The organism is Flavobacterium sp. ARAG 55.4, from assembly GCF_051846875.1.
Classification (GTDB): Bacteria; Bacteroidota; Bacteroidia; order Flavobacteriales; family Flavobacteriaceae; genus Flavobacterium; species Flavobacterium plantiphilum.
The window spans coordinates 119,973-144,208 of record NZ_JBPYCT010000002.1 but is presented as its reverse complement, the minus strand read 5'-3'; the positions used below and the strand labels follow the sequence as shown (position 1 = coordinate 144,208).

The 24,236-nt window shown below is 33.2% G+C and carries 23 protein-coding genes; 16 read left to right on the top strand and 7 right to left on the bottom strand.

Annotated features, from left to right (window positions below):
- Window positions 1-208 precede the first annotated feature (208 nt).
- From ACSV4D_RS02870 to ACSV4D_RS02850, 5 genes are read left to right on the top strand one after another with little or no spacing between them, the layout of a single operon-like run.
- Window positions 209-709 (top strand): peptidase, encoded by a 501-nt coding sequence (locus ACSV4D_RS02870; protein WP_439227067.1) that lies wholly within the window; start codon window positions 209-211, stop codon window positions 707-709.
- A gap of 42 nt (window positions 710-751) precedes the next feature.
- Window positions 752-2,254, top strand: a complete 1,503-nt coding sequence (locus tag ACSV4D_RS02865; protein WP_439227066.1) for a GH3 auxin-responsive promoter family protein — start codon at window positions 752-754, stop codon at window positions 2,252-2,254.
- Entirely contained in the window at window positions 2,251-3,948 is a 1,698-nt protein-coding gene (locus tag ACSV4D_RS02860; protein ID WP_408080297.1) for a DUF6909 family protein, read from the top strand. Before ACSV4D_RS02865 ends, ACSV4D_RS02860 begins: the two co-directional genes overlap by 4 nt.
- A 6-nt stretch (window positions 3,949-3,954) precedes the next feature.
- Entirely contained in the window at window positions 3,955-4,938 is a 984-nt protein-coding gene (locus ACSV4D_RS02855; RefSeq protein ID WP_439227065.1) for a UDP-glucuronic acid decarboxylase family protein, read from the top strand.
- Window positions 4,939-4,940: 2 nt separating this feature from the next.
- Window positions 4,941-5,708 carry a glycosyltransferase family 2 protein gene (locus tag ACSV4D_RS02850; protein ID WP_439227064.1) on the top strand — a complete coding sequence of 256 codons (768 nt, stop codon included), beginning with the start codon at window positions 4,941-4,943 and terminating at the stop codon, window positions 5,706-5,708.
- Here ACSV4D_RS02850 and ACSV4D_RS02845 read toward each other — a convergent pair whose 3' ends face one another.
- Both ACSV4D_RS02845 and ACSV4D_RS02840 read right to left on the bottom strand, forming a co-directional pair.
- Window positions 5,709-6,230, bottom strand: a complete 522-nt coding sequence (locus ACSV4D_RS02845) for an ORF6N domain-containing protein (RefSeq protein WP_439227063.1) — start codon at window positions 6,228-6,230, stop codon at window positions 5,709-5,711.
- Between the two features lie 42 nt (window positions 6,231-6,272).
- On the bottom strand, window positions 6,273-7,583 hold the full coding sequence (locus ACSV4D_RS02840) for a phenylacetate--CoA ligase family protein (protein ID WP_439227238.1): 1,311 nt from the start codon (window positions 7,581-7,583) through the stop codon (window positions 6,273-6,275).
- A gap of 148 nt (window positions 7,584-7,731) precedes the next feature.
- Here ACSV4D_RS02840 and purD point away from each other — a divergent pair, with 148 nt between their 5' ends.
- Entirely contained in the window at window positions 7,732-9,006 is a 1,275-nt protein-coding gene (gene purD, locus ACSV4D_RS02835; protein ID WP_439227062.1) for a phosphoribosylamine--glycine ligase, read from the top strand.
- An 82-nt stretch (window positions 9,007-9,088) separates the two neighbouring features.
- On the opposite strand, the gene ACSV4D_RS02830 is transcribed toward purD, so the two are convergent.
- Window positions 9,089-9,319, bottom strand: coding sequence for a DUF6341 family protein (locus ACSV4D_RS02830; protein ID WP_439227061.1), 231 nt, complete (start codon window positions 9,317-9,319; stop codon window positions 9,089-9,091).
- Window positions 9,320-9,461: 142 nt separating this feature from the next.
- Here ACSV4D_RS02830 and ACSV4D_RS02825 point away from each other — a divergent pair, with 142 nt between their 5' ends.
- Window positions 9,462-10,391, top strand: a complete 930-nt coding sequence (locus tag ACSV4D_RS02825; RefSeq protein WP_439227060.1) for a DUF6427 family protein — start codon at window positions 9,462-9,464, stop codon at window positions 10,389-10,391.
- On the opposite strand, the gene upp is transcribed toward ACSV4D_RS02825, so the two are convergent.
- Entirely contained in the window at window positions 10,386-11,039 is a 654-nt protein-coding gene (upp, locus tag ACSV4D_RS02820) for a uracil phosphoribosyltransferase (RefSeq protein ID WP_439227059.1), read from the bottom strand. The genes ACSV4D_RS02825 and upp overlap by 6 nt on opposite strands.
- Window positions 11,040-11,136: 97 nt before the next feature.
- Here upp and ACSV4D_RS02815 point away from each other — a divergent pair, with 97 nt between their 5' ends.
- The 4 genes from ACSV4D_RS02815 to ACSV4D_RS02800 all read left to right on the top strand — a co-directional run bounded on the left by ACSV4D_RS02815 (window position 11,137) and on the right by ACSV4D_RS02800 (window position 16,607).
- Window positions 11,137-11,742 (top strand): DUF4254 domain-containing protein, encoded by a 606-nt coding sequence (locus tag ACSV4D_RS02815; RefSeq protein ID WP_439227058.1) that lies wholly within the window; start codon window positions 11,137-11,139, stop codon window positions 11,740-11,742.
- A 43-nt stretch (window positions 11,743-11,785) separates the two neighbouring features.
- Complete coding sequence (locus ACSV4D_RS02810; protein ID WP_439227057.1) at window positions 11,786-12,793, top strand: glycosyltransferase family 9 protein; 1,008 nt, start codon at window positions 11,786-11,788, stop codon at window positions 12,791-12,793.
- A 228-nt stretch (window positions 12,794-13,021) separates the two neighbouring features.
- Window positions 13,022-15,805 carry an outer membrane beta-barrel protein gene (locus ACSV4D_RS02805; protein WP_439227056.1) on the top strand — a complete coding sequence of 928 codons (2,784 nt, stop codon included), beginning with the start codon at window positions 13,022-13,024 and terminating at the stop codon, window positions 15,803-15,805.
- Window positions 15,806-15,845: 40 nt separating this feature from the next.
- On the top strand, window positions 15,846-16,607 hold the full coding sequence (locus ACSV4D_RS02800) for a GLPGLI family protein (RefSeq protein ID WP_439227055.1): 762 nt from the start codon (window positions 15,846-15,848) through the stop codon (window positions 16,605-16,607).
- 38 nt (window positions 16,608-16,645) lie between these two features.
- Here ACSV4D_RS02800 and ACSV4D_RS02795 read toward each other — a convergent pair whose 3' ends face one another.
- The 3 genes from ACSV4D_RS02795 to ACSV4D_RS02785 form a co-directional block, all read right to left on the bottom strand.
- The gene (locus ACSV4D_RS02795) at window positions 16,646-16,954 is read right to left on the bottom strand and encodes a hypothetical protein (RefSeq protein WP_439227054.1); all 309 of its coding nucleotides are present in this window, start codon (window positions 16,952-16,954) and stop codon (window positions 16,646-16,648) included.
- A 17-nt stretch (window positions 16,955-16,971) separates the two neighbouring features.
- On the bottom strand, window positions 16,972-17,193 hold the full coding sequence (locus tag ACSV4D_RS02790; protein WP_439227053.1) for a hypothetical protein: 222 nt from the start codon (window positions 17,191-17,193) through the stop codon (window positions 16,972-16,974).
- Window positions 17,194-17,492: 299 nt separating this feature from the next.
- Window positions 17,493-18,542 (bottom strand): 2Fe-2S iron-sulfur cluster-binding protein, encoded by a 1,050-nt coding sequence (locus ACSV4D_RS02785; protein ID WP_439227052.1) that lies wholly within the window; start codon window positions 18,540-18,542, stop codon window positions 17,493-17,495.
- 128 nt (window positions 18,543-18,670) lie between these two features.
- Here ACSV4D_RS02785 and ACSV4D_RS02780 point away from each other — a divergent pair, with 128 nt between their 5' ends.
- The 5 genes from ACSV4D_RS02780 (at window position 18,671) to ACSV4D_RS02760 (ending at window position 24,200) form a co-directional block, all read left to right on the top strand.
- Complete coding sequence (locus ACSV4D_RS02780) at window positions 18,671-20,131, top strand: DUF5687 family protein (RefSeq protein ID WP_439227051.1); 1,461 nt, start codon at window positions 18,671-18,673, stop codon at window positions 20,129-20,131.
- A 61-nt stretch (window positions 20,132-20,192) separates the two neighbouring features.
- Window positions 20,193-20,888, top strand: coding sequence for an ABC transporter ATP-binding protein (locus tag ACSV4D_RS02775; protein ID WP_439227050.1), 696 nt, complete (start codon window positions 20,193-20,195; stop codon window positions 20,886-20,888).
- Window positions 20,889-20,975: 87 nt separating this feature from the next.
- Entirely contained in the window at window positions 20,976-23,597 is a 2,622-nt protein-coding gene (locus tag ACSV4D_RS02770) for a tetratricopeptide repeat protein (RefSeq protein ID WP_439227049.1), read from the top strand.
- Window positions 23,598-23,599: 2 nt separating this feature from the next.
- Entirely contained in the window at window positions 23,600-23,992 is a 393-nt protein-coding gene (locus ACSV4D_RS02765) for a bactofilin family protein (RefSeq protein WP_439227048.1), read from the top strand.
- Window positions 23,970-24,200 (top strand): AtpZ/AtpI family protein, encoded by a 231-nt coding sequence (locus ACSV4D_RS02760; RefSeq protein ID WP_408080262.1) that lies wholly within the window; start codon window positions 23,970-23,972, stop codon window positions 24,198-24,200. Before ACSV4D_RS02765 ends, ACSV4D_RS02760 begins: the two co-directional genes overlap by 23 nt.
- Window positions 24,201-24,236 lie beyond the last annotated feature (36 nt).

Here is a 24,236-nt window from a genome sequence, read left to right as displayed (position 1 = left end):
TAATTTATGCCGAAGCAAATTTGTATTAAAAACTGGCTACAAAGATAATTAGAATAACTTAATGAGGATTCAATTTCTGCCAATTATTTAATTTATATAACGTTAAAAATTATTTAATTTTTTTTTCAATCATTTATAATGATAAGCTAATGTCAACTCAATACATTGATTGACATTAATTATTATATTTGTGAAATAAAGAAAAATCATGTCAGCCAAAAGATTAAAAAGGAAGAAACTTCATAAAAAACTGTTTACAAAAAACCGTTTGGTTATATTAAACGAGGATACTTTTGAGGAAACATTCTCTTTAAAACTGACTCTTATGAATGTGTTTGTGGTTGCATCTTTAGGTGCAATTTTCTTAATTGCAGTAACTACTTTTATTATTGCTTTTACTCCTTTACGCGAATTTATTCCGGGTTATTCTTCTACGAAATTAAAAAAAGATGCTACTGAACTCGCATTAAAATCTGATTCTTTGACCAGTATTTTAAAGAAAAATCAGGCTTATATCACCTCCATCCAAAAAGTATTGACCGGACAATTAGATTATGCTAAATTCAATAAAGATTCTATTTTAGCAGTATCAGCAGACACAATTCAAAAAGTCGATTTATCGCCTTCCAAAGAAGAATTAGAATTGAGATCCGAGGTAGAAAATGAAGAGAAAAAAACACAGCAAACGGCTGTTAAAAAAAAGAAATAATTCTGAAAATTTTCTTCAGTAAATTATAATCAGCAAAACAAAATGTCAATAAAATCAATAGCGGCAAAACTATTTGCTAGAAATATTTATAAAAAAACGCAGCTTTGGGCCAATAAGCCTGTGGCAACTCAACAAGCCGTTTTTGAAAGTTTAATTCAGGAAGCGCAACATACACAATTTGGGAAAGACCATCATTTCGACCGGATTAAAACTACAGAAGATTTTGCCATACAGGTTCCCATTCGGGATTACGAAGATTTAAAACCCTATGTTGAAAAAGTAGTGAAAGGCGAAAAAAATGTGCTGTGGAAAGGCAAGCCATTGTATTTTGCAAAAACTTCGGGAACAACATCAGGAGCAAAATATATTCCGTTAACTAAGGAATCCATGCCATATCATATTGAAGCAGCCCGAAACGCCATTTTGCATTATATTCATGAAACTGGAAATGCTGATTTTGTAGATGGCAAAATGATTTTCCTACAGGGTAGTCCTATTTTAGAAGAAAAATACGGAATCCAGTTTGGGAGACTTTCAGGAATTGTAGCCCATTTTGTTCCTAAATATTTACAAAAAAACCGAATGCCTTCCTGGAAAACCAACTGTATCGAAGACTGGGAAGCTAAAATTGATGCCATTGTCGAAGAGACTTTTCAGCAGAATATGACAGTAATTTCGGGTATTCCATCCTGGGTGCAAATGTATTTTGAACGCTTGAAGCAAAAGGCAGGAAAACCTGTAGGAGATATTTTTAAGAATTTCAATTTGTTCATTTATGGCGGTGTGAATTATGAACCGTACAGAGCTAAGTTTGAAAATTTAATTGGTCGAAAAGTAGACAGTATCGAATTATTTCCGGCTTCTGAAGGATTTTTTGCCTATCAGGATTCGCAAAAAGAGAAAGGAATGCTGTTGTTACTGAATTCCGGAATTTTTTATGAATTTATAAAGTCAGAAGCCTTTTTTTCAGATAATCCTAAATCATATACCATTGGTGAAGTAGAGTTGGGAGTGAACTACGTGATGATTATTTCTACCAATGCCGGACTTTGGCGGTATAACATTGGCGATACGGTTCAGTTTACGTCTTTGACGCCTTATCGTGTGATTGTTTCGGGAAGAATTAAGCATTATATTTCGGCTTTTGGTGAACATGTTATTGGTAAAGAAGTAGAAAGCGCATTGCAGGAAGCTGTAGAAGGAACAAACATTCGGGTGAATGAATTTACCGTTGCCCCCCAAATTACACCTTCAAGCGGTTTGCCGTATCACGAATGGTTTATTGAATTTGATTCCGAAGCTTCGGGGGAACCTGATGACATGGATGCCTTTGCGGAAGCCATTGATAACGCGATGCGTAAACAAAATATTTATTATGATGATTTGATTGTTGGGAACATTTTGCAAAAGTTGGTAATTACCAAAGTTTCTAAAAATGGTTTTCAGGAATACATGAAATCCATTGGAAAATTAGGAGGACAAAATAAAATTCCAAGACTTTCCAATGACAGAAAAATTGCTGACTTTTTATCTGAAAATTTATGAAAGAATCTAAAAATATATTAAGAACCAGAGCTCAGGAATCATCTGCTGCTATTGAAAAAATGTACATTACGATGCGGCATTTATTCAATAGAGGATTTTATAAACCCATGGGCATTTCGGGTGATACTCTGCGAGAAGCATTAATGACATTGCGACCGGAAATTTATGGAAATATTGCAGATGAAAAAGTAGAATTAAAAGGACTTTTGTACGTTATTGAACGATTACCATTAGGGATTGAGGAATGTCGTTTTATTAATCTGACTTCGGATGAGGGATATTCTAAATCCCATTTTGAAGCTATAGTTCCTCCAAAAAGGAAACGCAATTGTTACCGGATTGATGCCGAGCAGATGAATGTCGAAATCACACGAGGACGTTCGGATATTTATGATATTCTGACACATCTTACTTTTATTTTTATCGAATCGCATAAAATTAAAGACAGGGTTTTAATTGATGAAGGAGGTGAAGTGTCGCGGGACTGGGTGAAATTAGAACAGGCGGTTTTAAAAAAAGATCCTTTGACTTTGGTTGAAAAAGAAATTGCCATTTCTCATGCAGCAAACATCTTAGCAAGAACTTTTGAAGATGTATTGGATATTTATGACGATTTTGGTTCAGAGGAAGCACCGGACCGTTTTTTACACATCATATTTTGGCTGGGGAAACTAGCCATGGAAGAAGTAGTAAGCAATACAAAGCGTACGATTACTTTTAGTCCCATTCTCAGAGAACGCTTAGGGCATCATATTCATGGCGAAATCTGGGCAAACAATATTAAAGAGGTTTTAAAGATCAACCAGCTTTTAGACCGTCCAATTCATATTATAAGTGCTAATATGCACTCGGTAATGAATTCTATTTTTGCTAAAAATGCATTAAAAAACACTTTAAAAGGCAAGTTAGACTTTGATATTTTTGAAGAGTTAAGTAAAGCTTCAGCAAGTGAAATCAGGAATATTGTAAAAGATGTTGCTTTTCAAAACGGAATGATTTTTTTACCAGAAAGTGTAGGAACAAACATTGATGTTCAGATTTTTGATACGGCTAAGATTGACTGGGCAAGTACTTCATTTCCCGAAGTCAGTTTTGGAGTTCAGAAACCGGTGTTGATTGTAATGGATTATGCTTTTGGTGAACAGGCATATGAAACGGTTGACGAGCTGTTAAAACCGTATAAAAAGAATACTTTTCTCAATGTACAGTCGGTTTCAATAATGGGAAAAGCCGGAATTCTCGAAGGCGGAAAAGGAGATATTATGATTCCTAATGCGCACATCAATGAAGGAACTGCCGATAATTATTATTTTGAAAATGAATTAACTCCGGAGATGTTTGAGGGCAATGATATTGCTGTTTTTGGAGGTTCGATGGTTACTGTTCTTGGAACGTCATTGCAAAACAGAGAATTATTAAAGTTTTTTCACGAATCTACCTGGGGTGTTATTGGATTGGAAATGGAAGGTTCGCACTATCAGAAAGCGATACAATCGGCTTCTAAAATCAGAAAAAGTATTCCAAAAGATGTTAAAGTACGTTATGCTTATTATGCGTCGGATAATCCGCTGGAAACAGGAAGTACCCTGGCTTCAGGAGGATTAGGGACTACCGGTGTAAAACCTACTTATTTAATAACCATTAAAATACTAGAACAAATTTTTAATATTAATTATAAAACAATTGATAAATAGACAGCTATGAAAAGAATATTGATTACAGGTGCAGCGGGATTTTTAGGCTCCCATTTATGCGATCGTTTTATCAAAGAAGGTTATTTCGTTATTGGAATGGACAATCTCATTACAGGTGATTTAAAAAATATAGAACATTTGTTCAAATTGGAAAATTTTGAATTTTATCATCATGATATTACTAAGTTTGTTCATGTTCCGGGTGAATTAGATTATATTTTGCATTTTGCTTCACCGGCAAGCCCGATAGATTATTTAAAAATCCCAATTCAGACTTTGAAAGTGGGTTCACTTGGAACACACAATTTATTAGGTCTGGCCAGAGTAAAAAAAGCCAGAATTTTGATTGCTTCGACTTCCGAAGTTTATGGTGATCCATTAGTGCATCCGCAAACAGAAGAATACTACGGTAATGTAAATACAATAGGCCCAAGAGGAGTTTATGACGAAGCCAAACGTTTTCAGGAATCCATAACGATGGCTTATCATACTTTTCATGGTGTAGAAACCCGTATCGTGCGAATTTTTAACACTTATGGTCCCAGAATGCGTCTGAACGACGGTCGCGTAATTCCGGCTTTTATAGGGCAGGCCATTCGTGGCGAAGATTTAACCATTTTTGGTGATGGAATGCAAACCCGTTCGTTTTGTTATGTAGATGATCAGGTAGAAGGGATTTTCCGTTTGCTGCATTCTGATTATGTGTATCCGGTGAACATTGGTAATCCGGACGAAATTACCATTAAAGATTTTGCTGAAGAAATCATTAAATTAACAGGAACAAGTCAAAAAGTGGTATATCATCCATTGCCGGTTAACGATCCTTTACAACGTCAGCCCGATACTGCCAAAGCGAAGGAAATTTTAGGTTGGGAAGCTAAAGTAGGTCGTGCTGAAGGAATGAAAATTACCTATGAGTATTTCAAATCTTTGTCTCCGGAAGAACTTTCTAAAGAAGAGCATAAGGATTTCTCAGATTATATCAAGTAAAAATGGAAGAGCCTTTAGTATCTGTAATTATTCCCACATTCAATTCTGAGAAATACATTTCGGATACTATTCAATCTGTTCAAAATCAAAGTTATCAAAATTGGGAAGTCATAATAGTCGACGATGCTTCAACTGATGAAACCCAAACGATAATTACTCCTTTTCTAACGAATAAAAGAATCAAATTTTATTCGTTAGAAAAAAATTCAGGAACAGGTGTAGCACGAAATCTGGCAGTTTCTAAGGCTTCAGGAAAATATATTTCGTTTCTGGATGCCGATGATTTGTGGAAACCGGAGAAATTGGAAAAACAAATCAATTTCATGCAAAAGCAAAAATTACCATTTACTTTTTCTTTTTATGATTGCATTGATGATGAAGGAAAATTATTAGGAAAAAGGCTAGAGGCACCTCGTAATTTATCTTATACACAGCTGTTTTTCTGTAATTATGTAGGTAACCTCACGGGGATTTATGATGTAGAATATTTTGGAAAAATCAGTATTTCATCTATTCGAAAAAGACAGGATTGGATGCACTGGTTGACTCTTCTGAAAAAGATTAAAACGGCAAAACCAGTTCCCGAAAGTTTAGCCATCTATAGAATCCGGAAAAATTCGCTTTCTAATTCTAAAACCGCTTTAATTCAATATAATTTTGCGGTTTACAGGCAATTTCACGGTTTTAATTGGATAGTTTCCGTGTTTTGTATGATTGGATTCTTGTTTACCCAATTGCTTATAAAACCGCTTTATTCTAAGAAGATTTAATTATTTTTTGTAGCCAATTTTGGTTCTTGGTTTTTCGTCTTCTTTTTTCTCTGTTAATTCATCTAAATAAGAGAAAACCAATTCAATATTTTTACCCTGATTTTCTAATTTTTTTTGAATTTGAACAATATCTAATTTCATTTCGGTGGTGTCCAGAAGCATTTGTCTTACTTTGGTAAAAATCCGCATAATTTGAATGTTGGTCTGAATGGCTTTTTCGCTATTTAAAACGCTTGAAAGCATTAAAATTCCATGTTCTGTGAAGACAAAAGGAGGTTTTCTATTTCCTCCCCAATTTGATGTCACAATTTGTGATGTCAAGTTTTGAAACTCTTCTTTAGATAATTCAAACATAAAATCTTCAGGAAATCGGGATATATTTCGTCTTACGGCTTGTTTTAACACTCTTGTTTCTATTCCGTAAAGTGTTGCTAAATCCCTATCCAGCATCACTTTTTGATTTCTAATGTAGTAAATAGTATTAGAAATTGTTTCTTCTGAAAGAATAAGTTTGGAATCCATCGCTTCATATTTTAAAAATACTAATATACGATTTTATTTACATCATAAGAAAGAAGTAAACTGTTTCAATTTTCCTCTGGCGGTTCTTTCTAAAGTGTTTTTTCTAATAAATGCAAAGTGCAAATTGGGTTCTAAATACAAAGCAATAGCTTGTTCTATTTTTTGAATTTGTACCAAATCTAATTCGGTTTCGCTGACATATTCGATTTCAAATTGATCTATTTCACGTTGTTTGATGACAAATTCCTTTACGTTTCCGTCGTCTTCAATAATGGATTTGGTAACATAATAAAACGTCAGTCCGGGTGATTTTTTTCCACTTGGGAGAATTGCGATATCATTGGTACGACCAATAAGTTGTTTCAAAATAGGTTTATCAAGAGTACTTTTTTCGTCCAAAATTCCAATATCGCCAATTTCATAACGAATAAAAGGATGCGCTTTGTTGAAGAGCGAAGTAATCACAATTTTACCTTCAGCTCCATTTGGAACAGCATTATTATTTTCATCTAAAATTTCTACAAACAATGTTTCGGAATTGATTAGCCATTCTTCATTTGGATTTTGAAAAGCAATTAAATCCAGTTCCGAAGCCCCGTATTCATTGATGATTGGAATTCCGAATTGTGTTTCTAAAAGAATTTTATCATCTTCAAAAAGCATTTCGGAAGTGACCATACACACTTTCAAAGTAGGACAGATATCTTTTAAGATGAGGTTTTGCTTTCGCAAAAATTTAGCAAATAAAACAATCGAACTGGTGTAACCGTTGAGATATTCGAATTTTGTTGTTTGAAATTTTTTTAGCACTTTTTCTAAAACGGCATCCGATAAATCAAAAATAGGAAAGCGGTAACGTTTGCTCAAAAAGTCTTTAAAACGTTCTTTTTTGTTACCTATAAAATCCAATGTAATTCCGTAAAATCGGGCTTGCAGAGAACGGTTAAAATCAATCCCATGTAAGCCAAAACGATACATATTCGAAGCCCAGGTCAATGCATGACTATATTTATCTTTAGCAAAAACAAAGGGTTCGCCGCTGGAACCTGAAGTTTTGTTGATGTAGCAGGTTTTTGTCGAAAAACCTTTAGATAGTCTGGATTCGAGAGGAATTTGGAGATTAGTTTTATTCAAAACAGGTAAATCTTTCCAGTTTTTATGGTTTTTAGAACCCACTAATTTTTGATAAAAAGAATTGTTTTCTAAATGAAAATCAACAATAGCCTGTTTCTGATTTTCAATAAATTGCTTTTTTTCGTCGGCGGAAAGTCCAACTATTTTGTCCAAATCGGATTTGGCTTTCCGGATGGGGAAACCATTTATTCGTAGCGAGAAATCAAAAATAGAAAACATGTGAGTGCTTATTTCTTCAAAAATACTATTCTGGTTAGAACTAAAGATGTAGAATCGACAACTTTTTAATAAATAATTATTTTTTACGTCCAAAAGCAATTATTTTTGCAGCACTCTAAAAATGAGTTTTCAATTAAAATTTAAAGACATGAATATATTACTATTGGGTTCAGGAGGAAGAGAGCATGCATTTGCATGGAAAATGGTTCAAAGTCCGCTTTGTGATACCCTTTTTATGGCACCTGGAAATGCCGGAACAGCCGAAATTGCTACGAATGTTGCGATTGCTGTAACCGATTTTGAAGCAATTAAAGCTTTGGTTATCAAAGAAAATATCGAAATGGTTGTGGTAGGTCCTGAAGATCCGTTAGTAAAAGGTATTTATGACTTTTTCTTAAACGATGAAAATTTGAAGAATATTCCTGTAATTGGTCCATCAAAAATTGGGGCAACCTTAGAAGGAAGTAAAGAATTTGCCAAAGAATTTTTGGTAAAACACAATATCCCAACAGCAGCTTATGATAGTTTTACGGCAGAAACAGTAGAAAAAGGATGTGATTTCTTAGCAATTTTACAACCACCTTATGTATTGAAAGCAGATGGTTTAGCTGCTGGAAAAGGAGTTTTGATTATTCAGGATTTAGAAGAAGCTAAAGCTGAATTAAGAAACATGCTAGTGGGACAAAAATTTGGTGCAGCCAGTTCAAAAGTGGTTATTGAAGAGTTTTTGGACGGAATTGAATTGAGCTGTTTCGTATTAACAGACGGGAAAAGCTATAAAATTTTACCCACAGCCAAAGATTACAAACGTATTGGTGAAGGCGACACAGGATTGAATACAGGCGGAATGGGAGCTGTTTCTCCGGTTCCTTATGTTGATGCGGTATTGATGGAAAAAATTGAAACCCGTATTGTAAAACCAACAATTGATGGTTTACAAAAAGATGGAATTCCATACAAAGGATTTGTTTTCATTGGATTAATTAATGTAAACAATGAGCCTTTGGTTATTGAATACAATGTGAGGATGGGGGATCCGGAAACAGAAGTTGTGATTCCAAGATTAGAATCGGATTTAGTAGAGTTGTTCTTGGCTGTAGCCAATGAAAAACTGGACGAATTTGAATTAAAAATTGATCCAAGAAGTGCTACTACAGTAATGTTAGTTTCTGGTGGTTATCCTGAAGATTTTGAAAAAGGAAAAGTAATTTCGGGCTTGGAAAAGGTAGAAAACTCAATTGTTTTCCACGCCGGAACGAAGTTAGATAACGGAAATGTAGTGACAAATGGTGGTCGAGTAATGGCCATTACTTCTTATGGAGATTCTTTTCAGGAAGCTTTGGCACAATCGTATAAAAACGTTGCTGAAATAAGCTGGGAAAATGTTTATTTCAGAAAAGATATTGGATTCGATTTAGTTTAAATCAAAACCTTTCAAACATAAAAAAACGAATTGCACTTTAAAAATGCAATTCGTTTTTTATTTAAATTTTTAAATGCTGTTCTTATTTTAAGAAAGAATGTGCTGTAGTATCCTGATTTTCAGTTCCTGCCTCGTCAAAAATACGTAATTGTTTAATCCAGTAAACAATTGCAACAGCACAGATAATCATAAAAACCCAGTTGATAAAGTTTGCACCAAACCAGGTTCTTAATTCTAAAGAACGTAATCCATCTAATGGTAAGAAAAGAAAATCAACAAAAAGTGATTGTATTCCTTCGAAAAATGCTTTCATGATATAGAATTTAAATTTTATTAAGCGATGTGATCAATGGTAAATAATTTAAAATTTTATTAGTCTAATAAAATTTTGCTATATCTCGTTTCCTTTTTAAACAAGTATTATATTTACAGTCACAAAAGTATAAAATATCCTTATGATTACAAGTGTTTTTAAAAAATCTACACCATTAAATTTTTCTTTAGTAGTATTTTTGATATTATTTTTTGATTTTGTTTATCAAATTCAGGATTTAGCTTGGTCTCATTCGACGGTTTTGGTTTTTAAGACAATAGGGATTGGATTGGTTATTTTAGGTTCGGCACTGATTACTAATTTTGTTGCAAAAAAAAATAATCTCAGTAAAGACAGTGCATACAGCATTTTATTTTTTCTTTTACTTCTGCTTTTTTTTCCTTCACTTTTTGAAAACATTAATCTTGTTTTTGCTAATTTTTTCATTTTGTTAGCGATTCGGAGACTGATTTCATTACAGTCTCAAAAATCATCCAAGGAGAAAATATTTGATGCTTCTTTATGGATTCTTGTAGCCGCTTTGTTTCATTTTTGGAGTATTTTATATCTGGTGTTAGTATTTATTTCTATTATTTCGCATGTTGCCGGCGATTACAGGAACTGGCTTTTGCCTTTTATAGCTTTTTTTGCAGCAGCGATAATTTTTGCATTGTATTCTTTATTATTTAACGGAGATGCACTAGGGTATATTACCAGTGGAATTGAAACGGATTTCAGCATTGATTATTTTACTAATAATTATCAAAATGCTGCACTGTCAGTTTATGCTACAGTAGCTTTATTTTTTGTTATTTCGATGCTAATGACTCTGTCTTCCCGATCCCAGTTGTTACATGCTTCTTTGAAGAAAATTGTAATTGCCTTTTTTATTGGAGTAGCAATTTTTATAATTTCCCCGAATAAAAGTAATGATCTGTTAATTTTTACAATTATGCCTCTGGCAGTAATGACCACAGCACATATTGAAATGCCTCAGTCTAAATTGAATCAGGAACTGGCTCTGGGAATATTGATTTTGTGTAGTTTGTTTGCTTTTTTTTGTCAGTTATAATTTGATTCCGTAAGCTAAATCGCCTGCATCTCCCAGACCGGGAATAATATAACTGTGCTCATTTAGTTTTTCGTCTAAGGCGCCTATCCACAAATGACAATTTTCAGGCAACTGTTTTTCAAGATAAGCAATACCTTCAGGAGCGGCAATTATTACAGCAATATGTATGGTTTCAGGATTTCCGTGTTCCATTAATTTATTATAAACTGCGACAATAGATTGGCCTGTTGCCAGCATAGGATCCACTAATAGTAAACATTTATTGTTAATATCGGCAATAGCCTGATATTCGACTCTGATTTCAAAATTATCATCATTAGCAGGATGGTGTCTGTATGCCGAAATAAATCCGTTTTCGGCCTGGTCAAAATAATTAAGAAAACCCAGATGCATTGCCAGTCCGGCTCTTAAAATGGAACAAATTACAATTTTGTCGGCAATTTTTGTTGTTTCCTTAATTCCCAGCGGTGTCTGAATTTCGATAGATTCGTATTTTAATTGCTGACTCAGTTCATAGGACATAATCTCACCAATCCGTTCTATATTGCGTCTGAATCTCATAGCATCTTTATGAATATTTACAGCTCTTATTTCTCCTAAAAAATGATTTAAAATGCTGTTTTTTTCTGATAAATAATGAATTTGCATACCGGGAATTATTAATTTTTAATGGAGAGCAGAAACTTGAAATGTAATTTTTTTATAAAAGTATAAAAAGTATCTTTGTCTAAATAAAAAGATATATATGTTTTCAAAATTAGCTTATTCCGTTTTTGAGCAAAGTATAAAAGATTATCATCAATTTGATAATGTAGATCAACCGATTAATAATCCTTATCCAAAGGAGAAGTTTGAACATTTATTGTATCTGAAAAATTGGATTGATACGGTACAATGGCATTTTGAAGATATTATCCGTGATCCGCAAATTGATCCCGTAGCTGCTTTAACTTTAAAGAGAAGGATTGATGCTTCTAATCAGGAACGTACTGATATGGTGGAATATATTGACAGTTATTTTTTGCAAAAATACAGTAAAGTAGTTGTAAAAGAGAATGCAAAAATCAATTCAGAAAGTCCAGCTTGGGCTTTTGATAGGTTGTCTATTTTAGCTTTGAAAATTTATCACATGACTGAAGAAGCTACCCGTTCAGAAGCTTCGCAGGAGCACAGAGATAAATGTCAGGAAAAATTAAATGTACTTTTAGAACAAAGAACAGATTTATCAACAGCTATTGATGATCTGCTTACAGATATTGAAAACGGTGATAAATTTATGAAAGTGTACAAGCAAATGAAAATGTACAACGATGATGAGTTGAATCCTGTTTTGTATCAGGGTAAAAAATAAACTGGCAGTACTCTTGTCTGATAAAATAAAGCATATAGCCGTCATGAGACTCTCCGCAATGGGGGATGTCGCCATGACGGTTCCTGTTTTACGTGCTTTTGTAGAACAGCATCCTAATATTCAAATAACGGTGGTTTCGCGTCCGTTTTTCAAGCCTTTTTTTGATACGATACCCAATGTTACTTTTTTTGCTTTTGACGAAAAGGAAAGGCATAAAGGCTTTCTTGGTCTGATTCGGTTGTTTAAGGATTTACGAAAGTTAAAAATTGATGCTTTTGCCGATTTGCACAATGTATTGCGTTCTAAAGTTGTGAGAACACTTTTTGCCTTGAGCGGAAAAAAAATAGCCGCTGTAGATAAGGGACGTAAAGAAAAAAAAGCACTGACACGTGCTGAAAAAAAAGTTTTCGTACAACTACCCACTATGTTTGAAAGACATGTAAAAGTGTTTGAAGAACTTGGGTTTGCGGTTGATTTATCTAATCCACAATTTCCTGAAAAAGCGATTTTAAGTTCTGAAATTATTTCGATCATTGGCGAAAATCATCAAAAATTAATCGGAATAGCCCCTTTTGCACAATACGATTCTAAGGTGTATCCTTTGGATTTAATGCAGGAAGTTATTTCGCAATTAGCAGCAAATCCACAAAACAAAATATTACTTTTTGGTGGAGGAAAAAAAGAAATTGAAATTTTAGATTCTATTTCTAAATCCTGTGAAAATGTCATTAATATGGCTGGAAAAATTAAATTCCAACAAGAGCTTCAATTGATTAGTAATCTTGATGTGATGCTTTCTATGGATTCCGGAAATGCACATATAGCCGCAATGCTTGGTGTGAAAGTTATTACACTCTGGGGAGCAACACATCCTTTTGCCGGTTTTTCACCCTTTAATCAGCCTGTTGAAAATGCCTTGGTATCCGATAGAGAAAAATTTCCATTATTACCCACTTCAGTTTATGGAAGTAAAGAAGTTGAAGGTTATCAGCAAGCCATGAGAACTATCACACCCGACTCCATTGTTAAAATTTTAAATATTTGTAAATAAGTTAATTAGTTTACATCTGTCGCAAACCCTTATATTTCCTGATTTTTTTATTGAAAGAATAATTTTACCAATTTTTTAACTAATCCCTTTTAAATAATTAGTGTTAAAAATACTACTTTGGTTCGACGTAAGTGTACTTTTACGGTCACAAATTATAATTAGAAATAGAGAAACTTTCCCGAGTGGCTTTAAATCTTAAAACGTTAATACTTTACAACATAGTTAGTTATGAAAAAAACTTTAGGATTAGTTACTATTTTCTTTTTATTTTCATTTTCAGTCTTTTCTCAAAAAGCTACTATTTCCGGTATTATTACTAATGCTAATGAAAACACACCGGTTTACAATTCAGTTGTAGCTTTGTTAACACCTGTAGATTCTATTTTATATCAATTTACCCGATCTGGAAAGGATGGGAAATTTAATCTGAAAAATGTGAAAGCAGGAGATTATATTCTGATGACTTCACACAATCAGTATGCAGATTATGTAGACGTAATCACTATGGATGAAAACGACAAAAAGTTAGGAACAATTCCTTTAATGAGTAAAATAGAACTTTTAAGAGAAGTAGTCATTAAAACAGGATCTATAAGAATTAAAGGCGATACTACCAGTTACAGAGCCAGTGATTTTCTAGTAGATGCCAATGCAAATGTGGAAGAATTACTTAAAAAATTACCGGGAATACAAGTAGATAAAAACGGAGCCATAAAAGCTATGGGAGAAACGGTCCAAAAAGTATTGGTAGATGGTGAAGAGTTTTTTGGTGATGATCCTGGTATGGCGGTCAAAAATTTAAGAGCAGATGCAGTAAAAGAAGTTCAGGTATTTGATAAGAAAAGTGAACTGGCTGAATTTACAGGAATAGATGACGGGAAAACTCAAAAAACAATTAACCTGAAATTAAAAGAAGATAAGAAAAAGGGATATTTTGGAAAAATAGACGGAGCTAACGAACCATTTTCTGATGCCGATTCGAGATATAATACTAATTTGATGTTTAGCAGTTTTAAAGGGAAAAGAAAATTATCTGCTTTTTTATTAAATGGAAATACCGGTCAGGACGGACTGGGTTGGGAAGACAGCGAGAAATTTGGAGCCCGTGACAGTAACATCAGTATGAACATGGATGATGATGGAAATGTAAGTTATGAATGGGTGGGAGATAATAATGACGGAGAACCCCGTATCAATACTCAAAACGGATTTACGAAAAATACTAATGCAGGATTGCAATATACTAACAAGTGGAATGACAAACAAAACCTGAATGTTTCGCCAAAATTCAATAATCAGATTTACACCAATAACAGTAGCAGAATTTCCCAAACACAGATAGGAGAAACGCAATTAAATGAAAACCGCTCTACAGTGAACAATGTTGACAGGAGTAATTTTAAACTTAATGCGGTCTATGATGTAAAATTAGATTCGGTAAATTCGATAAAATTCTCCGCCAGAACTAATTTTTATGATACTAACAGTGATGAATTCACAGACGGAATCACAACAGGAAATGACGAAATATTAAAAAATAAACAACAACGATTAGCGATTACAGATTCAGATAAATCGGCTTTGTCAGCAGGTTTTTTATTCAAACATAAGTTTGCCAAAGCACGTCGTACTTTTTCGGTTAATGGTAGCTGGAGTAGGTTGAATACTAGTTCTAATAATTTTTTAAGATCTTCGAATGAAAGTTATGTAGAAGGAATTCTTGCTACAAAAGATAGCATTAACCAGAATAAAATAGGAGACAGAACCACTCAAAATCTTTCAGCAAGTTTTAGTTATTCTGAACCTATTGCTAAGCAGTTGTCACTTCAGTTTGCCTACCAAATCGCTTATGATACAGGGAAGAACAATCAATTAACTTATGATTTTTCTGAAGATACTGGAAGATATGATCAATTAGTATCTTCATTGTCAAATGAGTTTGAACAGACTTTTATCACACAAAGACCCAACTTAAAATTGAGTTATAATGCTAAAAAAATTAATTATAGTATTGGAAGCGGTTTTGGATTTACTTCTTTTGATTTGCTGGATAAAACTATAAATAAAGAATACAAGCGTAGTTATACTAATTTTTTCCCTTCGGCAAATTTTTCCTATAAGTATAAAAGCAATAGTAGTTTACGCTTTAATTATCAGGGATCAACCAGACAGCCTACACTGGACCAATTGCAACCTTTAAGAAACAATCAGGACTTTTTTAACCAAACGGTAGGAAATCCGGATTTAAAGCAGTCTTTTACTAATACGATCAACATCAGCCAGAGCAGTTATGACATGCTGACTGAAACCCAAATTTATCAGGGATTAAATTTCAGTACGACAAGCAATGCTATTATTTACAGCAGGGTGATTGATCCTGAAACAGCCAAAACAGTTTCCAGACCTATAAATACCAATGGGAATTTTTCAGGTAATTTTTATTTGGGATATGGATTAAAAATCAAGAAATTAAATATGAGAGCTGATTTTAGTCCTTCATTTGGCTATAATAAATCAGTACTTAGCATTAATGATAAAATGGGAAGTGCTAAGAATTTAAACACCGGATTTTCAGTTTATTTAAATAAATCCAAACAAAAGCAATATGATATTAGTTTAAGTAATCGTTTTTCATTTAACAGAAACAACACTTCTCAAAATGATGAAGTTAAATCCTTTAATACTAATAACTTAAATTTAGACATAGGAGTTTATTTTGCCAAAAATTGGAAAGTATCTACTGATTATAACCTGAATACCCGGCAAAAAACGGTTGATTTTCAGGACAATTTAACCAATCAATTGTGGAATGCCAGATTGCAACGCACCTTTAAAAACGATGAGTTTACCGCTTATTTTTTGGTACGCGATATCTTAAATCAGAATATTGGTATACAAAGAAACATATATCAAAACACCATTAGTCAGGAACAAAATGACAGACTTAAACGCTATGCAATGATAGGTTTTACCTGGAATTTTAAAAATGGAGGCGGAGCAAAAAATAAATAAAACAATGTCGGTTTTTGAAATGAAAAAACAAAATAGTCCTATGAAAACAATACTTTTTTTTATTACGGTGCTTTTTTTTACAATAATATCAAATGCGCAGCAATTTGTAAATAAAGCTGTTATTGAATACGAAGTAAGTACGAATCTCAAAAAAACGATGAGCAATGACAGCTGGGACGAAATGATGAAAGACAACCTTTCGGATCTTAAAATTTCGTATTTCAATTATACTTTTACCGATAATAAAAGCATTTTTAAATTTGACAGATGGAGTCCTAAAACAAGAATTCCAAAATATCTGAAAGATGCAGATGAAGAAAACAGCTGGTATTTTGATTTTAATGCCGGGATGATGAATATGCAAAAACAAATAGTAGGAACTAATTTTGTTATAGTTGACAGTATCAGTAAAATTGAGTGGAAGATTACCAATGAAAACAGAGAAATTGCCGGATATAATTGCCGGAAAGCTGTAGGTAAAATAATGGATGACGTGTATGTTTTTGCTTTTTATACCGATGATATTACCATTTCAGGTGGTCCCTGTTCTATCAATGGTTTACCGGGAATGATTTTGGGACTTACTGTACCGCGACTATATACTTCCTATATTGCGACAAAAGTAGATGTATCTTTTGCCAACGCAGCGGAAATAAAACCCATCACTGCTAAAAAAACCTATGATTTTAAAGAGTTAAAAGCCATTTTTGAAGATAAATTAAAAAATTGGTACAGCGATGGTGATCAGAAAGAAGAAATTCAAAGACAAAAGAATATGTTCTTGTGGAATGCTTTCCTTTAATAAATTCCAAATCCCAATTTTTATGAAGTTGGGATTTTTTATAAATATATTTTCTCGTCTCTACATCTACTATAAATGTAATTTTTTAGATTCGAAATAGTTTCCTGATAATTGGGTGCCGGATAACCAAAACGTTCATGCTCCATTTGCTCCTTTTCAAAAGTATTACAGCCTTTACTAACTTCTTTAAGCATATCGAGCATAGCAAGTTCTTTATTGTCTGTTTTTTTAAATTTGAACTCTACAATTTCATCCTGTAATTCTTCGCAATAGTTTATAAGCTGCTGTACTTCCGGTTCGTCCAGAAGCGAAGGATTGTTCCTGAATATTTCCCGAATGGATTTCATAATATGAATAATTGAAATTATTTGTATTTGGATAAAAGTTCGTCACTCGTTTTGAACTTCCCATTCTTAAAATCGTCTTCTGATTGGTTAATTCTAGAGTTTAACTCAATTACCGACATGGGTTTTAGTTGTTTTTGAGTTTCCTTTTTCAATAAATTTTCAAACTGAGCAATTAATTCTTCGCTTTGAAGTTTAAGAAACTCTTGTACAAATTCAATTTTTCTAGTTTGTAAATCCATGATAATTATTGTTTTATACAAAAATACTAAATTATTGGGTGTTTAAAATAATTTTTTTGATTGTCTCTGTTACTTTATATTTTAATTTCACAAAAAGTGAAGGATTCTTCCTGAATATAATAAAAGTCCGCTTAGTGATTATAAAGAGTTGGATTATTTGTTTGTCAGTCTAAAGAGCTATTCGTTTGCTGTTGATTCAAACGTCACCTTTCTTAAAACAAAAAAACTTCCCTTTTCAGAGAAGTTTTCGTTATCATTAGGATGAATCTAAAATCTACATTCTAAAATCTGAAATTGTATTATACATCATCAAAATCTACATAAATCGTATCAGATGTTGGGTGTGCCTGACAGCTCAGGATTAATCCATCGGCAATTTCTTTATCGGTTAGGATAGAGTTTTTCTTCATTTCTGCGCTTCCTTCGGTTACGCGGCAAAGACAGCTGCTGCAAATTCCGCCCTGACAGGAATAAGGCGCATCAATTCCTTGTTTTAATGCTGCATCCAGAATGGTTTGCTTTTGTGACATTTCAAAAGAGGTTTCTTCATCATCCACCATAACAGTAATTTTTGTATGACCGGATAATTCTTTAATTTCATTTTCATGAACTGAAGAAGTAAAAAGCTCAAATTTAATAGCTGATTCTTTTACATTTTTCTCTTTCAGAATCCCTGATACAGTTTCAATCATCTGCTCAGGACCACACAAATAGAATTTTTCAAACTCAAGTGCGGCGTGTTTGTTATTCAGAACATAATTCACCACCGATTTGTCTATTCTTCCAAACAAAGCTTCATCAGCTTTAACCTGACTGTAAACATAATGAACAAATAATCGGTTTACATACTGCAAATGCAAATCATGTAATTCCTGATGAAAAATAGTTTCTTCCGGCGATTTATTTCCGTAAACCAGTACAAAAGAACTCTTAGGTTCGCTTTTTAAAACCGATTTTAAAATAGATAAAACCGGTGTGATTCCGCTTCCGGAAGCAAAAGCAACATAGTTTTTTTGTCTGTTAGCGTCGGGTTCAAAAGTAAATTTACCTTCTGGCTTGCCTACTTCAAGAACATCACCTGCTTTTAATTTTGTGCGGGCAAATTGAGAAAATTTACCATCTTTAACCGCTTTTACAGCAATTCGTAATTCGCCGCTTTCCGGCGAAGAACATATAGAATAGGCACGACGAATTTCTTCTCCGTCCAGAGTTAGACGAATGTTTACATATTGTCCTGCAATAAATTTATAATCGTCTTTTAATTCCGCAGGGACATTAAAAAGTATTGAAACGGCAGCGGCAGTTTCTCTTCTAACTTCTTTTATAAGGAGTTTTAAAAATGAAGGCATGTTATTAATATTTTATGCAAAAGTAGCAAACGACGGTTAAAAGAAAGACACTAAATTATTTTTTTTAACTTTTCACTAAAATATCTTCTTACATTTGATTTTGTACGCAACCAAAAAATCAAATAACCATGATTAAAAAATTTATTTATCTCGAATGGAAGGCTTTTATAAGGTCAGCCTCATTTGGTACTAATTTAGTGATGAAAATTATAATAGGTTTTCTGGTAGCTTATTTTTCAGTCCTTTTTGTCGCAATTGGAGTTGGGGCTTTTTATATATTAAAAAAGAGTAATCTTGAACCTCTGGCGACTATCAATAAATTTTTGATTTATTATTTTTTGTTGGATTTGATAATGCGTTTATTCATGCAGAAAATTCCGGTTCTGAATATAAAACCGCTTTTGATTTTACCTTTTAAAAAACCAACAATTATTCATTTTTCTTTAGGGAAAACGGCTTTGTCTTTCTTTAATGGGATTCATTATCTTTTTTTTCTGCCTTTTTCAATTGTTTTGGTCATAGAAGGATATGATATAACTGGGATTGTGTTATGGTTTCTGGCTTGCCTGAGTTTGGTGTACATCAATAATTTTGTTAATATCATTCTGAGTAATATCGATAAATTATGTAGTATTTTTATCGTATTGTTTGCGGGTTTAGTGATGGCTCAGTATTATGAGTTATTTGATATTACTACTTTTACAACTCCGTTTTTTCAAGGAATTTATGAAACAAAATGGATGTTTTTGATTCCGGGCATAATACTAATAGTGTTATATAATCTGACCTTTAAATATTTTAGTAACAATTTATATTTAGATGCAGGACTGGCTAAGAAAGAAATTGTTGCCAAGACCGAAAATCTTACCTGGCTGAATCAGTTTGGTGTTTTAGGAACATTTCTTAAAAATGATATCAAATTAATCAGGAGAAATAAAAGATCCAAAACCACTATTTTAATGAGTGTTCTTTTTTTATTTTACGGATTGCTGTTTTTCGGAAAGGCACATCAACCGTACTTCATGCATATTTTTGCAGGTATTTTTGTTTCGGGCGGATTCTTATTTGTGTTTGGACAATTTGTACCCAGTTGGGATAGCTCCTATTACCAATTAATGATGACACAAAATATTCCCTATCGCGGCTATATTACTTCAAAATGGTGGCTGATAGTTATTGCTACATTTATTTCAACCATTCTGGCTTCCTTCTATCTTTTGTACGGAATGGAAACTTACCTGACCATTGTTGTGGGGGCAATCTACAATATCGGGGTCAACTCGCATGTTGTGCTTCTAGGAGGTGCATTCATAAAAACACCAATTGACCTAACCAGTAACAGCGGTGCTTTTGGTGATAAAAAAGCCTTCAATATCCATACCATGCTGTTAACGTTACCCAAACTTTTATTGCCTTTATTATTGTATTGGGCAGGATTTCATTTTGGCAATAAAACTATAGCATTAGCCTTAGTTGCAGGAGCGGGAATTCTTGGATTTGTTTTTAGAAATAAAGTATTTTCAATTATTGAAAAGAGATATATAATTGAGAAATACAGTACCATTAATGCTTACAAACAAAAAAATTAATTAGTGACTTATCATACCTACGGTCTCTCCCTCTAATAACAATATAATCTGAAAAATTATCATGATAGCAGTAAATCAACTCTCAAAAAAATACAACGGAACTACCGTTTTGAATATCAGTAATCTGGAAATTCCTAAAGGTCAGAGTTTTGGATTAGTAGGAAACAATGGCGCGGGAAAAACCACTTTTTTCAGTTTGTTACTGGATTTGATTCAGCCATCAACAGGAAATATTAAAAATAATAGCATTCAGGTAAATACAAGTGAAGACTGGAAATCGTTTACCGCTTCTTTTTTAGACGAAAGTTTTCTTATTGGTTATTTAACTCCGGAAGAATATTTCTACTTTATAGGCGATTTACGTCATCAGAATAAAGCGGATGTAGATGCACTGCTTAATGAACACGAAGATTTTTTTAACGGAGAAATTTTAAATAATAAAAAGTACCTGCGTGACCTTTCTAAAGGAAATCAGAAGAAAGTGGGGATAATTGCCACACTTATTGGTAATCCTGATGTAATTATTTTAGATGAACCTTTTGCTAATTTAGATCCAACTACCGTAAGCCGGCTGAAAAAAATAATCAAAAAATTAGCTGATAAGCCTAATGTTACAATATTAGTTTCCAGTCATGATTTACAGCATACAGTTGAAGTTTGTGACCGGATTGTAGCGTTGCACAAAGGAGAAATTGTAAAAGACATTCAGACTTCAAAAGAAACATTACAGGAACTGGAAGCGTTTTTTGCTGTATAAGTTTTTATATTTTAAAAAAAGAGTATTTTTACCAGTCATTATACTAAAAAAATTTTTTAAAAGTTTAATGATAAAAACTGCGAATCATTGAAAACCAACAGATTTAAATATTCAATTCCATTAGGGTGTTTGTGTATTTTGGTAGCTTGTTCTACCAGAAATAATACTTTTTTGGCTCGAAATTCACATGCTTTAAGTACAAAATATAATATTTTATACAACGGGCAAATAGCATTAGACAAAGGAATCAAAGGAATTGAAGCCGGTAATCAGGATGATTTTTGGGAAACTCTTCCTGTCGAAGCCATGAACATTGATGAAGATGTTGTGGCTGATACTACTAAAAATGCTGATTTTGCTAAAGCCGAAGAAAAAGCTACCAAAGCCATTCAGAAACATTCGATGAATATTGGAGGAAGAGAACGCAATTCGCAAATAGACGAAGCTTATTTACTTTTAGGAAAATCCCGTTATTATGATAAACGGTTTATTCCTGCGCTGGACGCTTTTAATTATATTTTATATAAATATCCTAACAGCAGCAGAATTTATGAAGCTAAAATATGGCGGGAAAAAACCAATATGCGTCTGGGTAATGATGCGTTAGTTGTAAAGAATATTAGTAAGATGCTCAATGAGCACCAACTCGAAAAACAGGTTATGGCTGATGCCAATGCGCTTCTGGCTTCGGCATTTTTAAATTTAGAAGAAAAAGACAGCGCCATTGTCAAACTGCAAAAAGCGGTGAATTTCAGCAAACATAATAATGAAAAAGCCAGATACCGTTTTATATTAGGACAATTGTATCAGGAAAAAGGAGAGAATGATCAGGCACGTGCTTATTATGAAGCCGTTATTAAAATGAACCGAAAAGCAGACAGGAAATACATGATGCAATCTCACGTGAGACTGGCACAGCTGTTTGATTATCAAAATGGCGATAAATTTGCTTTTGATGAAAAGTACCATAAACTTTTGGAAAATCGTGAAAATCGTCCTTTTCTGGATGTTTTAAATCACCAAATGGGCATTTTTTATGATAAACAAGGCAGGGATGAACGAGCCTTAGAATATTACAATGCTTCTTTGGATTATGCTAAAACAGATACTTATTTAATGGCTTCCAATTACAGAAATATTGGAGACATGTATTTTAAAAAAGCCAGTTATCCCATAGCTGCAAAATACTATGACAGCACATTAGTAAAACTGAATCCAAAAACCAGAGAATTTATAAAAATTGAAAAAGTACGTAAAAATCTGGATGAAGTTATTTTGTATGAAGCCATAGCGGTTAGAAATGATAGTATTCTTCATGTAGTTGGATTACCGGAATCCGAAAAAGTGGCTTATTTTGACGCTTATATTGAAAAAATAAAGCAACAAGATGAAGCGCAAAGAATTTTAGAAGAAAAAGAAGCCGAGAAGCAAAAAAATATACAGAGAAACAGTCTGGCTACAACTGCCGATGTAGCTGTTTCGGCCAATGGAAATGCAATGCCTAAACCCGCATTTACGCCACCATCGATGACCGCTCTTCAGGCGGATAATACTTTTTATTTTTATAATCCCACAACAGTATCTTTTGGGAAAGTGGCGTTTAAGAAAAACTGGGGAAAGCGTACAGCTTCCGGTTATTGGAGACTATCTTCTCCGTCTAATATCAATACTAATGATGCTTTTGCAAAAGATACTTCAATAGTCGCACAAAAAGAAATTTCTCCGGATTCAATAAAGGAAAAAGAAGTAAATCCAAGATACCAGGCTGATTTTTATTTAGGACAGCTTCCCACTTCAAAGACGGCAATTGACAGTATTGCAAAAGAACGTAATGATTCCTATTATCAGTTAGGTGTGATTTATAAAGAAAAGTTTAAAGAATATGATTTAGCTGCCAGTAAATTAGAGCTGTTGTTAGGATACCACCCCGAAGAAAAAATAGTACTCCCTGCTTTATATAATTTGTATAAAATTTATCAGATTACAGATGCAGACAGAGCCGAATCTTTTAAAAACAAAATTATAACTCAATATCCCGATTCGCGTTACGCAAAAATTTTAGGAAACGAAAATATAATCGTCGAGGAAGGTAGTCCTGATGTAATTTATCAAAAATTATATCAGCAATATGCAAATGAGGAATTTAGTGCTGTTTTAGAGAAGATAGATGGTTTAATCAATCAGTTTTCGGGAGAAGAAGTGCTGCCTAAATTAGAGCTTTTAAAAGCAAATGCTATCGGGAAAGTACAGGGATTAAGTGCTTATAAAAAGGCATTAGAGTTTGTAGCTGATAATTATCCTAATTCTGACGAAGGGAAAAAAGCGAATACTATTTTAGCAGAACAGATTCCGCTATTAGAAAAAATGGATTTTGATTTTAAAACATCAGCTCATTGGAAAATAGTATATCCCTTAGCTTTAGATGCTGTGGATGACAAAAAAGCCATCGAAGAAAAAATCACTAAGTTTATGAATGCTGAGAATGCTCAGAAACTGAGTTTAGCTTTCAATTCTTATGATACTAAAGAAGGTTTTGTAATTATTCAGGGAATTACAACACAGGAATATGCGGTGAGCGTAGCACAGCTTTTAAAAGAAGATCCGGCTTATAAAATAGCCACTCCGGCTATCATTATTTCGAACGAAAATTATAAAATAATCCAAATCAAGAAAAATCTAAATTCGTATTTAGAAGCAAAAAAAGAATAACAATGTTTAATAAAAAAGAGAAACCCTATACCGAACTTTTAGGCAAAACCAACAGAATAGTCGAAGGAACTGTGATAAAAGGAGATATTATTTCTAAAGCTGATTTTAGATTAGATGGCGAATTAATAGGTAATTTTCAATCTGCGGGCAAACTCGTTATTGGTCCCACCGGAAGTGTTACAGGAGATATAAGTTGTAATAATGCCGATATTGAAGGAAAATTTAACGGTGTAATTCAGGTTACAGAATTATTAAATGTAAAATCTAAAGCCAGTATTTATGGTGAGGTAACAGTAGGCAAACTGGCAGTGGAACCCGGAGCTGATTTTAGTGCTTCCTGCAGTATGAAAGAAAATGTAAAGCTGTTAACTGATGGAAAAGAAACCCAACAATAAAAAATCCGCTAAGTGGCTCGCATTGATAAATATTCCCATCCAGATGGGAGTAATTATTTTTCTGTTCTCTTATTTAGGAAATTGGCTGGATGAAAATCACCCCCATCCAAAAATATATTATAATAAGGTTTTAGTGATGGTAGGTGTGTTCTTAGCATTATACAACGTGATAAGACAGGTGAATGAGATAAATAAAGACAAAGATTAATTTTTCAGAAAATATTTTTGTTGTCAAAAAGGAAAG